General features: G+C 73.0%; 10 protein-coding genes and 1 pseudogene. 6 read left to right on the top strand and 5 right to left on the bottom strand.

All coding sequences use genetic code 11. The features are described 5' to 3' along the window. Positions 1–101 precede the first annotated feature (101 nt). Both ACGFNH_RS16885 and ACGFNH_RS16880 read right to left on the bottom strand, forming a co-directional pair. The gene (locus tag ACGFNH_RS16885; protein WP_393654310.1) at positions 102–476 is read right to left on the bottom strand and encodes a hypothetical protein; all 375 of its coding nucleotides are present in this window, start codon (positions 474–476) and stop codon (positions 102–104) included. A 227-nt stretch (positions 477–703) separates the two neighbouring features. After that, positions 704–1,816 carry an XdhC family protein gene (locus tag ACGFNH_RS16880; protein WP_393654309.1) on the bottom strand — a complete coding sequence of 371 codons (1,113 nt, stop codon included), beginning with the start codon at positions 1,814–1,816 and terminating at the stop codon, positions 704–706. A gap of 499 nt (positions 1,817–2,315) precedes the next feature. On the opposite strand from ACGFNH_RS16880, the gene ACGFNH_RS16875 reads away from it, so the two are divergent. Beyond that, the gene (locus ACGFNH_RS16875) at positions 2,316–4,460 is read left to right on the top strand and encodes a SpoIIE family protein phosphatase (protein WP_393654307.1); all 2,145 of its coding nucleotides are present in this window, start codon (positions 2,316–2,318) and stop codon (positions 4,458–4,460) included. 128 nt (positions 4,461–4,588) lie between these two features. Here ACGFNH_RS16875 and ACGFNH_RS16870 read toward each other — a convergent pair whose 3' ends face one another. Further along, a complete protein-coding gene (locus ACGFNH_RS16870) occupies positions 4,589–4,876 on the bottom strand; it encodes a chaplin (RefSeq protein WP_393654305.1) in 288 nt (95 codons plus the stop codon). Positions 4,877–5,232: 356 nt separating this feature from the next. Here ACGFNH_RS16870 and ACGFNH_RS16865 point away from each other — a divergent pair, with 356 nt between their 5' ends. The 4 genes and pseudogenes from ACGFNH_RS16865 (at position 5,233) to ACGFNH_RS16850 (ending at position 9,466) form a co-directional block, all read left to right on the top strand. Further along, entirely contained in the window at positions 5,233–6,879 is a 1,647-nt protein-coding gene (locus tag ACGFNH_RS16865; RefSeq protein WP_393654303.1) for an AlkA N-terminal domain-containing protein, read from the top strand. A 22-nt stretch (positions 6,880–6,901) separates the two neighbouring features. Next, positions 6,902–7,390, top strand: a pseudogene (locus tag ACGFNH_RS16860) (methylated-DNA--[protein]-cysteine S-methyltransferase); the annotation flags it as partial. A 143-nt stretch (positions 7,391–7,533) separates the two neighbouring features. Then, positions 7,534–8,283, top strand: coding sequence for a 2OG-Fe(II) oxygenase (locus ACGFNH_RS16855; protein ID WP_393654301.1), 750 nt, complete (start codon positions 7,534–7,536; stop codon positions 8,281–8,283). 313 nt (positions 8,284–8,596) lie between these two features. Beyond that, positions 8,597–9,466, top strand: a complete 870-nt coding sequence (locus ACGFNH_RS16850) for a 3-hydroxybutyryl-CoA dehydrogenase (protein WP_393654299.1) — start codon at positions 8,597–8,599, stop codon at positions 9,464–9,466. A 169-nt stretch (positions 9,467–9,635) separates the two neighbouring features. Here ACGFNH_RS16850 and ACGFNH_RS16845 read toward each other — a convergent pair whose 3' ends face one another. Together ACGFNH_RS16845 and ACGFNH_RS16840 are read right to left on the bottom strand one after the other, a co-directional pair. Then, entirely contained in the window at positions 9,636–10,244 is a 609-nt protein-coding gene (locus ACGFNH_RS16845) for a TIGR03086 family metal-binding protein (RefSeq protein ID WP_393654297.1), read from the bottom strand. Between the two features lie 153 nt (positions 10,245–10,397). Then, positions 10,398–12,185: a SpoIIE family protein phosphatase gene (locus tag ACGFNH_RS16840; RefSeq protein ID WP_393654295.1), complete on the bottom strand. Its 1,788-nt coding sequence runs from the start codon at positions 12,183–12,185 to the stop codon at positions 10,398–10,400. Positions 12,186–12,403: 218 nt separating this feature from the next. Here ACGFNH_RS16840 and ACGFNH_RS16835 point away from each other — a divergent pair, with 218 nt between their 5' ends. Continuing rightward, positions 12,404–14,503 (top strand): SpoIIE family protein phosphatase, encoded by a 2,100-nt coding sequence (locus ACGFNH_RS16835; RefSeq protein ID WP_393654293.1) that lies wholly within the window; start codon positions 12,404–12,406, stop codon positions 14,501–14,503. The last annotated feature ends 33 nt before the right edge of the window (positions 14,504–14,536 follow it).

The following is a 14,536-nucleotide window of genomic DNA, read 5'->3' as shown; positions in this document are numbered from 1 at the left end:
CACGGAACGGTACGACGCACACGGGTCCGGCACGCACGGGTCCGGTGCGCACAGGTCCTGCGCGCAGCGGTGCGCGCGCCCCGTGCGGCCGCCTGTGCTCGTCACCGGTCCGCGGAGCGGCGCTCGATCCAGGCTTCGATCAACGCGCGCTGCTCGCCGGGTGACAGTGCCTCCACGATCAACGAGTCGTCACCCTCGGTCAGTTCGACCCGGCGTGCCTCGGCACGCTTGCGCCACTCGCCGACCAGCCCGACCAGGGACTGCAGCGCGGCGCGGGAGAAGACACCACTGACGATCAACGTCCCTATGGTCACGACGGTGCCGCTCTTGGCGCCTTCGGGGAGGGACTCCACCTCGGGCCGTTCCACGCTGTCGGCGGCATCGAGCAGGGAGAGATCCTGCTCCAGGCTCCGGGTCATCGCGTCCAGCTCGTGCAGGTCGATCCCGTCGGACTCGATGACCACCGAAACCTTCATCGCCCCCATGAGACCGCCCGCTCCCATCTCGCCCGTATTCCAAGCCCGTTGACGCCATCTAACAGCACCCGGCCCGCGTCGTACCACTCACGCTGCGGCGTGGCGTGCGCCGATGACGCCGCAACGCACCACCGCGGCACTCATGCGGAGGGAATGTACGAACAGCCTTGCAGCGAGCGGTACTTCGCGCTGCGCGGGAGGTTGGGGGTGGGCGCGGACACCCGCCGTCACCCCGGTCCCGTACCGGGCGGGTGGATCGCCCCGGCCGTGTCCGTCAGTGCCGCACCGCTGCCGCCCCAGCGCAGGGCGACGATCTCCGCCGCGATCGAGACGGCCACCTCCTCGGGCGTACGGGCACCGAGATCCAGGCCGATCGGCGAGCGCAGCCGGGCCAGCTCCGCGTCCCCGACTCCCGTCTCCCGCAACTGCTTCAGCCGGTCGTCATGCGTACGGCGGCTGCCCATCGCCCCGATGTACGCGGCCGGGGTACGCAGCGCCACCTCCAGCAGCGGCACATCGAACTTGGGGTCGTGGGTGAGCACGCAGATCACCGTCCGCTCGTCGGTCACGGTGCCCCGCAGATACCGGTGCGGCCAGTCCACGACGACCTCGACCTCGCCTGGGAAGCGCTTGGGCGTGGCGAAGACCGGGCGCGCATCGCACACGGTGACCCGGTAGCCGAGGAAGCCGCCGATGCGGGCGACGGCCGCGGCGAAGTCGATCGCACCGAACACCAGCATCCGCGGCGGCGGGGTGAACGACTGAAGGAACACGGTGACGTCGTCCTCGCGCCGCTCGCCGTGCGGTCCGTAGTGCCGCTGCCCGGTCGCGCCCTGCGCCAGCTCGCCGCGCGCGTCGGCCGAGACGGCCGCGTCCAGGCCGCTCGATCCGAGCGTGCCGGACACCCGGTCCGGCCAGACCGCCAACGTGGCGCCGCGCGGGGCGGGCCCGCCGAGCACCGTGGCGACGGCCACCGGCCGCTGCCCGGCGACTGCGGCGGCGACCTCCGCGAATCCGGGGTCGCTCGCGCGGGACACCGGGCGTACGAGCAGGGTGATCTCGCCGCCGCAGGTGAGGCCGACGGCGAAGGCGTCCTCGTCGCTGTAGCCGAACGTCTCCAGGCGCGCCTCGCCCGACTCCACGACCTCCCGGGCCAGTTCGAAGACGGCGCCCTCCACGCAGCCGCCGGAGACGCTGCCGACCACTTCGTCGTCCGGGCCGACGGCCATCGCGGCCCCGGGATCGCGCGGTGCGCTGCGACTCACGGAGACGACGGTGGCGAGGCCGAAGACCGTCCCGGCCTCGTACCAGCGGCTCAGCGCCGGGAGGATCTCACGCATCGAGCGCCCCTCTCACGACCGCACCCTGCACGACTGCCGCCCAGTGTTCCAGGCCGTCGGCCGACCGCACGGCGGGCGGGTCCCTGGGGATGGCCCCGGCCGTCGGCTCAGCCCTCCTCCAGCCTCCCCTTGCCCTCCGTCTTCGGCCTCCCTCTGCCCCGCCTCCGGCTGCCCCGCCTCCCTCTGCCCCCGCTTCCGGCCTGCCCCTGCCGTGCCCGCCCGGGCGGGCACGGCAGGGCCACCCGCCGCTCTCCCGGGCGCCTGCCCGCGCCCCGCCGCCCGCTGGGCCCGCCCGTCTCGCGCCCGGAACCCCACCCTTCCGTCCTCCGGAGTGGTCCCCGACCCGGTGTCCTCCCGGACCCGGCGTCCACCGGGCCCCGCCGTCCCCCCCCCGGCGCCCCGCCGTCCCCGTGCCTGGCCGGAGTCCGCCGCCGAGGCCAGCCCCGTCCCGTCTCCAGGACCGCGTGCCGTTGGCCTGGCCCGGGCGTATGGTCCGCATATGGGCCACGCCGCACAGCCCCTAGGTCCGGACTTCGCGCGGCGGCTGCTGGACCGGATCCTGGCCGAGGTCGTGCGCGATACGGGTGCCTACGCGGGCGGGGTCTATCTGCTGGTGCCCGGCCGGCAGATGCTCGGCCTGGACGTCATGACCGGGGTTCCGCGCGAGTTCGCCACCCCGTGGGCCCGCGTGGGCCTGGCCTCACCGCTCCCGGTGACCGACGCGGTGCACGAGGGGCGGCTGATCTGGGTCGCCGCCCAGGGCGAGCTGGCCCGGCGCTATCCGCGCGCCGCCCTCGTCCTCCCGTATCACCTCGCGCTGGCCGCGGCTCCCATCACCACGGACACCTCCACCTGGGGCGCGCTCCTGCTGCTCTGGCCCGGATCGCATCCGGAGACGCTCAACTCGACGGAACACGCCGCGATCGAGAGCGCCTGCGAGCGCCTGGCGGGCCTGCTGCGGCAGGCGGCCGAGGCCGGCCGGCCGGTGCTGCCCGGGCACGAACCACGGGTGCTGCCCCAGCTCCGCACGGACTCGGCGAACCTGGCCGAGGCCGAGGCCGCCGTCGAATTCGTCGACCGCCTCCCCGGGGGCGGAGTCGGCCTGGACCTGGAGGGGCAGGTCACGTTCGTCAGCAGGAGCGCCGCGGACCTGCTGGGGGAGCCCACCCGGGCTCTGATCGGATCCCGTCTGTGGGACGCGCTGCCGTGGCTGGCCGATCCGGTCTACGAGGACCGCTACCGCGCCGCCGTCTTCAGCCGCAGGCCGACGTCCTTCACCGTCCGGCGGACGGACGGCCAAGGGCTGTTCTTCCAGCTCTACCCGGACGCGTCCGGCATCAGCGTTCGCATCACGCCCACCCGCGTCGAGGGGCGCCCCGACGACCGGTTCGCCCCGGAGGCCGGGCCCGGCGCCGCACCCACCCGCGTCGGGGCGATCTACCACCTGATGCTGCTGGCCGGAGCGCTGACCGAGGCCGTCGGCGTACGCGATGTCGCCGATCTCGTGGCCGACCAGCTGCTGCCCGCCTTCGGAGCCCAGGGGCTCGCTCTGCTGGTCGCCGAGGGAGGCAGGCTCCATGTCGTCGGTGCCCGTGGCTACCCGCCCGAGATCCTGGAGGAGTTCGACGGCACGCCCCTGAGCTCGCCCACCCCGGGCGTGCGCGCCCTGACCGCGGGCGAGCCGGCGTTCTACGGCTCCCACAGCGAGCTGGCGGAGGCGTATCCGGCCCTCGCCGAGGCGCACGCCTCCATGGCGGCCTGGGCGTTCCTGCCGCTGATCGCCTCCGGCCGTACGGTCGGCTGCCTGCTCGTGGCCTACGACGGGCCGCACCCCTTCACCCCCGACGAGCGCGCGGCCCTCAGCTCGCTCAGCGGACTGATCGCCCAAGCCCTGGACCGCGCCCGCCTCTACGACGCCAAGCACCAGCTCGCACGCACCCTCCAGGCCGGGCTCCTCCCGAACGAGCTGCCCCATGTCCCCGGCCTGGAGGTGGCGGCCCGCTATCTGCCCTCGACCCGCGGACTGGACATCGGCGGCGACTTCTACGACCTGATGCGCCTCGACTCCAGGACCGCTGCCGCCGTCATCGGGGACGTCCAGGGCCACAGCGTCCCCGCGGCCGCGCTGATGGGGCAGGTGCGTACCGCCGTCCATGCCCACGCCGTCGCCGGCGCACCGCCCGACGCCGTCCTGGCGCGCACCAACCGCCTGCTCACCGACCTGGATCCCGGGCTGTTCACCAGCTGCCTCTACGTCCACCTCGACCTGCGGCGGCAGCGGGCCTGGATGGCGTCCGCCGGCCATCCGCTTCCCCTGCTGCGCCACCCCGGCGGCCGTACCGAGATCCTCTCCCCGCCGCCCGGGCTGCTGCTGGGCATCGACCGCGACATCACGTACCCGACCCTGGAGATTCCGTTGCCGCCGGGTGCCGTTCTCGCCCTCTACACCGACGGCCTCATCGAGGCGCCGGGCACGGACGAGGACCGTACGCTCGCCCATCTGATCGAGACGCTCTCGCGCGACGGGGACGCAGGGCTCGACGAGCTCGCGGATCTGCTCATCCAGTGCGCCCAGCCTTCCGGCGACCGCACCGACGACACTGCGCTGCTGCTGCTCCGTCTTGTCCCGGGTGACGGCGACTGAGGCGCCGGGCGACGCATGGTGGCCCCCCGCTCGTGCGGGGGGCCACCAGAGGTTGTGCGTCCGTGAGTACCGTCCGGGTCCGGCCGGTGTCCTTCCGCGGTCCGCGGCCGACCGTGAAGGGACCGGTCCTACTTGACCTTCCGGACGTCGTGGCGGTTGCGGTCGCGGTCGCGGTCGGTGTCGCCGTTGACGCAGACGTTGCCGATGGCCGGGCTGAACAGACCCTCGCCGACGGTGTTGCCGCAGAGGTTGAGCGGGATGTGGATGGGGAGCTGGAATACGTTCCCGGACAGGATGCCCGGGGAGCCCGCGGCGACGCCCTTGGCGTCGGAGTCCGCGAGGGCGGTGCCCGCGGCACCTGAGACCAGCGCGGCCGCGGCCGCGGCAACGGCAAAGGTCTTGACCATGCGTGACATGAGTTCTCCTTCTGCAAAGGAATCCGCCGCCTCAGCGGACATGGCACCCAGTCAAAAGGAGGCGGGGGGTGGGGGGTTAAGTGACGATGCGCCGAAAGGATCAGTGAGTCATCACATCGGATGAGGAAAGCCGCCGTCCGTCCGTCGCCGAACCCGTACGGCGAAGGCCGTCCATGCGGCGTGGAGCGAGGTTTCCGAGACGTGCCGAGACCCGCTGTGTGTGCTGTCGGGAAGAGCCGCTGCCGCATCTGCCGGCCCCTCCCGCCGACGCCTGACCGTCGATCTCCCGGGCTCGCACAGCCATGTCCGATTTCCGCCAGCCCGGTCCCGTGGAAAGGCACACACTGGGACCTGTGATGAGCGAGGACAGCAAATTCGAGGCGGTGCGCAGCCGGGACGCCAGATTCGACGGCGAATTCTTCTTCGCCGTCTCCACGACCGGTATCTACTGCCGGCCGAGCTGCGCGGCGACGACACCGAAGCGCAGGAACGTGACCTTCTTCCCGACCGCTGCCGCCGCCCAGGGCTCCGGATTCCGCGCCTGCCGGCGCTGCCGCCCGGACGCGGTGCCCGGCTCCGCGGAGTGGAACGCCCGCGCCGATGTCGTCGGCCGCGCCATGCGGCTGATCGGCGACGGTGTGGTGGACCGGGAAGGTGTGGCCGGCCTGGCCACGCGGCTCGGCTACAGCACCCGCCAGGTGCAGCGCCAGCTCAACGCCGAACTCGGAGCGGGCCCCATCGCGCTCGCCCGGGCCCAGCGCGCCCACACCGCCCGCGTCCTGCTGCAGACCACCGGCCTGCAGGCGGCCGGGATCGCGTTCGCCGCCGGTTTCGCCAGCGTCCGGCAGTTCAACGACACGATCCGCGAGATCTACGGCGTCACGCCGCGCGGACTGCGGGCGGCAGCCCCCCGGCGGACGACGGGCGCAGGCGACGGCGGGCCGGGCGGCGGGACCGCTGCCGGGGTGCCTCTCCGCCTCGCCTTCCGCGGTCCGTACGCGTCCGGCGAGATCTTCGACTACCTGGAGCGGCGCGCCCTCACCGGCGTCGAGGAGGTCACCGGAGCGCCCGGCGCCCGCACCTATCGCCGTACGCTCCGGCTCCCGCACGGCAGCGGCATCGCCGAGGTCCGGGAGCGGCCGGGCGGTGGCACGGCCGGGGCCGCACAGCGGGAGGGAGGCTGGCTGGACTGCCGGCTGCATCTGACCGAACTGCGCGATCTGACCACCGCCATCCAGCGCGTACGGCGCCTGTTCGACCTCGACGCCGACCCGTACGCGGTCGCCGCACGGCTCGGCGACTCCCCGGTGCTCGCCGCCCTGGTCGCCCGGCGCCCCGGCCTGCGCGCACCGGGCACGGCCGACGGTCACGAACTCGCCGTCCGCGCCGTGCTCGGCCAGCAGGTGACGGTCGCGGCCGGAAGACGGTTGGGCGCCGCGCTGGTGGAGGCGTACGGCGAGCCGCTGCCGGTCCCCGACGGCGGCCTGACCCATCTCTTCCCGCGCGCCACCGACCTCGCCGGAGCGACACTTGCCGACCTCGGCATGCCGGAGTCCCGCCGAGCCGCCCTGCGCACACTCGGCGCCGCGCTCGCCGACGGCGCCGTGAGCCTCGACCCGGGCGCCGACCGCGCCGAGGCCGACCGGGACCTCCTCGCGCTGCGCGGCGTCGGCCCTTGGACGGCCGGATACATCCGCATGCGCGCGCTCGGCGACCCCGACGTCCTGCTGACCGGTGACGCCGGGATCCGCACCGGCCTGCTACGCATCGGCGCGACGCCCTCGGACGCCGGTGCGTGGCAGCCCTGGCGCACCTACGCGATGCACCACGTATGGCAGGCGGCAGCGGCAGCGCCGGAGTCGGCCGCACCGGTTCCGCGTACGGCCCGGGCGGAGGCAGGCGCAAGGACCCTCCGGGACGGGGGCGGAACCACGGGAATGCGACGTCCGAATCCCGCCGGAATCGGCGCGGCGGGCGCCGCAGACTCGTCAGCGGATCGATGAACGGCAAGGAAAGGACGGACCGATGACGGTCTACACGACGATCGACAGCCCGCTGGGCGAACTGCTGCTCGTGGGCGAGGAGTCGGCCACCGCGCAGGGCGGCACCGCGCTCGCCTCGGTGTCCGTCCCGGACCAGAAACGCGGCGCCGTCGTCGAGGACGGCTGGCGCCACGACCCGGCGGCCTTCGCCCGGATCGCCGGGCAGCTCCGCGCGTACTTCGACGGAACGCTGACCGTGTTCGACATCGAGCACACCACGCGCGGCACCGACTTCCAGCAGCGGGTGTGGAAGGCGCTGGAGGAGATCCCGTACGGCGCCACGACGAGCTACGGCGCGCTCGCGGCCTCGATCGGCGCCCCGCGCGCGGCCGTTCGCGCGGTCGGCACGGCCATCGGCGCGAACCCGCTGCTCGTGGTGCGCCCCTGCCACCGGGTGATCGGCGCGGACGGCTCGATGGCGGGCTACGCCGGCGGCCTGGAGCACAAGCGGACGCTGCTGCGGCTGGAGGGCACGGACCCGGCCGACGAGCGCGCGGTGGTCGCGCATGCGGCCGGCGAGCGGCTGGAGGGCATGCACCCGGTCGAGGAGCGTGCGGTGGCCGGGCGTCCGACCGAGGAACGCCCGTCGGCCGGGCGTTCCGTGGAGGCGGCGTCGTGAGTGCGGCGGCCCCGGGCGCCGCGACCGCCCGCGACCGGGTCGCGCCGCGCGACCGCGTGGGCCGGGCCGACTGGCCGGCGCTGGCCGACGAACTCGACGCGTACGGCTGCGCGCTGACGCCCCGGATCCTGGCCCCGGCCCAGTGCCGGGCGGTGGCGGGGCTGTACGACGAGACCGAGCGCTTCCGCTCCACCGTCGACATGGCACGCCACCGCTTCGGCTCCGGCCGGTACAGGTATTTCGGCCACCCGCTCCCCGACGTCGTACGAGAGCTGCGCGAGGCCTTCTACCCGCGTCTGCTGCCCATCGCCCGCGACTGGGCCGCGAAGCTGGGCCGTCCCGCGCCCTGGCCCGACAGCCTCGGCGACTGGCTGGAGATGTGCCATGAGGCCGGACAGACCCGGCCCACCCCGATCCTGCTGCGGTACGGCACGGACGACTGGAACGCCCTGCACCGCGACCTCTACGGGGACCTGGTCTTCCCGCTGCAGGTCGTCGTCGGACTCGACGAGCAGGGGGCCGACTACACCGGCGGCGAGTTCCTGCTCGTCGAGCAGCGGCCCCGCGCCCAGTCACGCGGCACCGCGACGGTGCTGCGGCAGGGCCACGGACTGATCTTCACCACCCGCGACCGCCCGGTCCGCTCGGCCCGCGGCTGGTCCGCATCGCCCGTACGGCACGGCGTCAGCGCGATCCGCTCGGGCACGCGCCACACGCTCGGGCTGGTCTTCCACGACGCCGCGTGACCGACCGGCGCGGCCGGGGGCGTGACGGACCGCGTGACCGACCGGCGCGGCCAGCGGCATGACGGACCGCGTGACCGGCCGGGTGGTGGACCAAGTGACGTACCGCGTGACCCGCCGGCTGACATACCGCGTGACCCGCCGCGTCAGGGACCTCGTGACCGACCGCGTCGTCGGCGCAAGGAGGCGCCGAGAAACGTATGGTCGGGCGCCGCGCCGCCCGAGAGCCACAGCCTTGTACGCGCGTGGCACCCCACTCCTCCCCGTCCAGAACGGTAGAAACCAGGAGAACCAGGACGGACGGAAAGGAGCAGCCATGACCACCTCCATCGAGCGCGTCGGTGTCGTCGGCGGCGGGCAGATGGGCGCCGGTATCGCCGAGGTCTGTGCCCGTGCCGGGCTCGACACGATCGTCTGCGAGGCCGACGCCACCGCCGCCGGGGCGGCGCGTGAACGCGTCGCCGCCTCCCTGCGGCGTGCTGTCGACCGCGGCAAGGCGGACGACGCCGAGCGGGACGCGGCCCTGGCGCGCCTGACCTTCACCGGGGACCTCAACGATCTGTCGGACCGTCAACTCGTCGTCGAGGCCGTCGTGGAGAGCGCGGAGGTCAAGGCCGATGTGTTCGCCGCCCTGGACAAGATCGTGGAGGATCCGGACGCGATCCTTGCCACCAACACCTCGTCCATCCCCGTCATGCGCCTGGGGATGGCGACCCAGCAGGCGGATCGCGTCGTCGGCCTCCACTTCTTCAACCCGGTGCCCGTGATGCCGCTGGTGGAGGTCGTCACCTCGCTGCACACCTCCGCGCGGGCCGTCGCGACCGCCGAGCACTTCGCGACGGCACGGCTCGGCAAGACCGTCATCCGCTCCCAGGACCGCGCGGGCTTCGTCGTCAACGCCCTGCTCGTCCCGTATCTGCTCTCCGCGATCCGGATGGCCGAGTCCGGTCTCGCGACCGCCGAGGACATCGACGCGGGCATGGAGCTGGGCTGCGCCCACCCCATGGGGCCGCTGAAACTGGCCGATCTGATCGGGCTGGACACGGTCGCCTCCATCGCGGAATCCCTGTACGCGGAGTACCGCGAGCCGCTCTACGCCCCGCCGCCGCTGCTCCAGCGCATGGTCGAGGCCGGACTGCTGGGCCGCAAGAGCGGGCGCGGCTTCCACCCGTACGACCAGGACTGAGCCGCGCCCGCCTCCCCGCAGCGGGTCTCCGGGCCGTGGGGAGGCGGCGCGCGCGGAGCGTCAACGGGCGGGCGCCCGAGCCCCGTTCGGCCTCTGTGCCCGGGCGCCGTCTCCACGCCGCCCCGCCTCCCAAGCCGTACCGCGCAGTCCCGCGCCGCCGGAGCGGTGTCTACGGGCGTGAGGACGCGTGCGGGGTCGGGGTCCACGACGGCGACCGGCCGCTGAGCCCCACGGCCCGGTCGAGGAGCGGCGCGTCCGCGGGAACCTCGATGACCGGCCCGAACAGGACGCCGCGCTCGTCCTCGTCCCCCGAAGGCTCCATGAGCGCGATCGCGACCCGTACGGTCGCGTCGTCGCAGGAGTACTCCTGTCCGGTGGCGCGGGCGAGGTCCCAGCCGTGGACGAGGAGTTCATTGATCACGACCTTCCCGGCCTCCGAGGCCGGGAAGGTGAAGCCGCCGGCCTCGGTCATGCCCTCCCACGCCTCGGGGTTCCGCCAGACCGCCACGAGGTCCTCGAGCTGCTCCCTCAGGTGGGTGCGCCAGTCGCCGTCCAGGACCGGCGGCGGGGTCGTACTGGGGTCGGCCCCGGTCGCCGCGGTGCGCGTCTTCTTCCCGGCGTCCCGGAAGGCGACGGTGAGGCCGATCAGATGCCCCAGGAGATCGCGTACGGCGTAGTCCGGGCAGGGCGTCGGCCCCGAGAGCTGGTCGTCGGTGACGTGGTCCACGAGCCGGGCCACTTGTCGGGCCGGCGGCTCCAGGTCGAGCACGGTGGTCATGTCAGGCGCCTTCCGTCCGGTACGTGACCGCGACCGCGGTCACGGCAACTGCTGTCGTCGTCCTCATGCAGATTGGACGGAACGGGCGGGCGGAACTCATCGGTTCCCGGCCTTCCCCGGCCCGGTCCGTGCGGGAGGGCCTCCGGCCGGGCACTATGCCTGCTCGGCCCTCGCGCCACCCGCCTGCTCGGTGTCCGCGGTCTCGCGCGAGGAGGGGCGGACTCGTGCGGCCAGCACGGCCACGTCGTCCTCCGCGGCCTCGCCCGCCATACGCTGCAGCACCTCGTCCAGGATTTCGTCGAGGTCGGCGGAGGCCGGTAGCCGCAGGGCGGAGAGACGTGCCAGGGAGGTGTCGATGTCCTCGCCCCGGCGTTCCACCAGCCCGTCCGTGTACAGCAGAAGCACCTCCCCTTCCACGAAAGGGCGGGTGGCCGGTTCGTATCCGCCGAAGCCGGTGCCCAGCGGCGGCCCGTTCGGCAGGTCGATGAGCTCGATGGTGCCGTCCGGGAGGATCCGGGCCGGGGGCAGGTGGCCGGCGCTGGAGAAGGAGCAGAAGCCGCGGGCGGGGTCGGCGAGGGCGAGCAGGCAGGTGGCCGGGCGGGCGGACTCGCTGCCGGAGATCGTCGCGTCGAGCTGGCGCAGGATGCGGTGCGGCGGCAGGCCGGTTGCCGAGACGTAGCGCAGCGTCGAGCGGTAGTAGCTCATGTCGACGGCCGCTTCCACGCCGTGCCCCATCACATCGCCCATGACCAGGAGTGTTCTGCCGAACGACAGGCGGACCGTCTCGTACCAGTCGCCTCCGACCAGCGCGCTGCTGCCGGACGGCAGGTAGCGGGAGGCCAGTTCGAGGTTGGGGTGCGGGCTTCCGGGCTCGGCCAGCAGTGCGCGCTGCAGTTCCAGTGCGATGCCCTGGGAGCGGGCGTAGCGGCGCGCGTTGCCGATGCTGATGGCCGCCCGCCGGGCCAGGTCCTGGGTGATCACCACGTCCTCGTCGGTGTACGCCGGGGAGTCTCCGGACCGGGCCAGGGAGACCGTGCCGATGGGGTGCTCGAGACCGGCGAGCGGCACGACGAGCGTGGAGTGGATGCCCGCGGCCCGGTACGCGGCCAGCCGCCCCGCCTCCGGTGCCGACCGGCTCAGCTCGTCCTGGGACTGCAGGTTCCGCAGCACCGGCTCCGCGGTCTCCAGGCAGCGGGCGACGGCCGATCCCGACGGGTGGGCCACGAAGTCGCCCGCCCTGCCGAAGTGCGGTACGGCCGGGCGCAGTGCCGGTACGACGGCCAGGGCCGCCCGTCGCAGTCGCAGGTCACGGTCCGGTGCGAGCGGCCGGCCCTCCGGCTCGTCGGTGGGCAGCACCTCGACCGTGGCCATGTCCGCGAGCAGCGGCACGAGGAAGTCGGCGAGCTGCGCACACGTCATGTCCATATCGAGCGTCGTGCCGATGCGGGTCGCGGCGGCATCGAGCAGGGCGAGCCGCTCGCGGGCCTGTTCCAGGTCCCGCTGCTGCCGCTGGAAGCCGGTGACCTCCAGGATGACGCCGACGATGCCGGTCACCCGGCCCTCCGCCTCGAGGCGGTGGTAGGTGCCGTGCCACCAGCGGCGCTCGTACGGGGGCTCGGACCGGGTGCGGCCGCTGGTGATCGCCTCGCGGGGCTTTCCGTCGGCGAGCACCTCGCGGAGCACGTCGGTGCGGCTCTCGATCCCGGGAGCCACTTCGGCCAGGGTGTGGCCGGCCAGGCCGGCGGCCGGGATCCCCGCCATCGCGGCGAAGGCGGGGTTGACGTACAGAAAGCGCAGACGGGTGTCGAGGATGGCGACACCGGCGTGGGTGCCGCCCAGCACCTGCCGGAGAACCTGCTCGGAGTTCTCGGCGGAGAGGGCGGCGGCGGCCTTGTCGAGGAGCGGGTCGGCGCCGTCACCACCGGAGCCGTGGGGGCACACCCTGGTACCTCCTCGTGCGCGCGTCGGAACCGCGTGATCCCATCGTCGGTCCGCGATGCGGGATGTGCATCCCGCGAAGGACCGCGAATTTCTTGTTGGATCGCCCTAAATTTTCAGGTCTGGAGCCGATCTGCCCCGGAATCCATCTGTACGCGCGTCTCGATATGTGTTCTGGTGGATCGGAGTACCCGTGTGTGACCCCGAGGCCCGGAGCCCTCATGGCAAGCCATCCCATCCTTCAACCGCCCCACATCGCCCCGCAGACCATGCGTCTCGCGGAGCCCGGCACGGACCTCCGTGAAGAGCTCCCGGCAGCGCTGGAGCTCAACGGCATGGGGAGCTTCCTGTGGGATCTGGACACCGACAAGTTCCTCCTCGATGCCGGCGCGATGGCCGTCTTCGACTTCGCCCCCGGCGAGTACGACGACAGAACGGACACCCTCTCCCAGCACATGGTTCCCGAGGAGGTCGAGGGGCTCAAGGAGCTGGTCGCCGACGCGATCGCCTCCCGTGACAACTACGGCGCCTACTTCCGCGTCATCTGCAAGAACGGCACCATCCGCTGGACGCACACCCAGGGCCACATCCAGCGCGACGTCTCGGGCCGCCCCCTGCGCATCGTGGGGATCGTCCGTGACGCGAGCCCCGAACTGGAGCACCTGACACAGCAGGCCTCGCTGGAGAAGGACCGGGAGCGCCAGACCGACGTCGTCCACGCGACCACCAGCGTGCTCTCCCAGGCCCTCACCATCGAGGACGTCGTGGACGCCCTGACCAGTGATGAACTCCTGGACAGCATCGGGGCCGTCAGCATCGCCCTCTACCTGGTCGAGAACGACCGGCTGCGCATCGTCGGCAGCTGCGGCATGGCGCCCGAACTGATCGAGAACACCAGCGTGACGCGCCTGGACACACCGCTCCCGCCCAACCACGTGGTCTGCACCCAGACCCCGCTGTTCATCGACCGGGAGGAGACCGAGCGGCGCTTCCCGATGCTGGTTCCGTACTGCAAGTCGAAGGACTGCACCGCGGCGGCCGTGCTGCCGCTGATCGCCCAGGCCCAGACCATCGGCGCCATCGCCATCGTCTACGAGGGCAGGAGCGAGTTCAGCCCCGAGGAGCGCAATCTGCTGCTGGCCCTGGGAGGCACCACCGCCCAGTCCTTCCAGCGCGCCGTGCTCTACGACGAGGAGCACGCGATGGCGGTCGGCCTCCAGCAGGCCATGCTGCCCGCCAACATCCCCGAGGTGACCGGCGCCAGCATCGCGGTCCGCTACCGCCCGGCCCGCAACGGCCACCAGATCGGCGGCGACTGGTACGACGTGGTGCCGCTGCCGACGGGCCGGGTCGGCCTGGTCGTCGGCGATGTGCAGGGGCACGACATCCATGCCTCCGCGGTCATGGGACAGCTCCGCATAGCCCTGCGGGCCTATGCCGCCGAGGGGCATCCGCCCTCCACCGTCATGGCCCGCGCCTCCGCGTTCCTGCACGACCTCGACACCGACCGCTTCGCGACCTGCATCTACGCCGACTTCGACCCGGTGACGGGCCGTACCCAGTTCGTGCGCGCGGGCCACCATGGGCCCCTGGTGCGGCACGCCGACGGCCGGTGCGCGCGCCCGTACGTGCACGGCGGCCTCCCGCTCGGCCTGCCGCAGTACAGCAGCAACACGCCGTACCCGCCGACCAGCCTGCAGCTGGGCCCGGACGAGACGCTGCTGCTGTGCACCGACGGGCTCGTGGAGTTCCACGGCATGGACATCGACGAAGGCGTGCACCAGATCGAGAGCATCCTGTGCGGCGGCCCGGACGACAAGGACGAACTGGCCGAGCACATCGTCGCCACCATCGAGTCCCGGCAGGGGCAGGAGGACGACGTCGCCCTCCTGCTCGTCGGCCTCACCGGCGCCCGCCACCCCGAGGAGCGGCGCCACTGGAGCTGCCTGGTCACCCACTCCGACCCCTCGGCGCCGGCCCAGGCGCGTCAGATGCTCCGCAGCACGCTGACCCACTGGGGTCTGGAGCCGATGTGCGACGCGGCGGTGACGGCGGCCAACGAGCTGATCGCCAACGCAGTGATGCACACCGAGGGTGACGCCATGCTGACGGCGCGTCTGCTCCGGCTGAACGGCGACTGCTCGCAGGAGCATCTCAAGATCGAGGTCCAGGACAGTTCGAGCACACTGCCCCACCGCAGGACGCCGTCGGAGACCTCTTCGGGCAGCCGCGGTCTGCTCATCGTCGAGCAGCTCTCCCAGGAGTGGGGCGCGGAACCGCTCGGTGCCGGGAAGCGCATCTGGTTCAAGCTGTCCGTCTGAGCTCCGTACGGGGAGGGCTCGTCCCGGCAGGAT

Source organism: Streptomyces sp. NPDC048639, from assembly GCF_043199075.1.
Lineage (GTDB): Bacteria > Actinomycetota > Actinomycetes > Streptomycetales > Streptomycetaceae > Streptomyces.
This window is presented reverse-complemented; position numbering and strand designations above follow the sequence as displayed.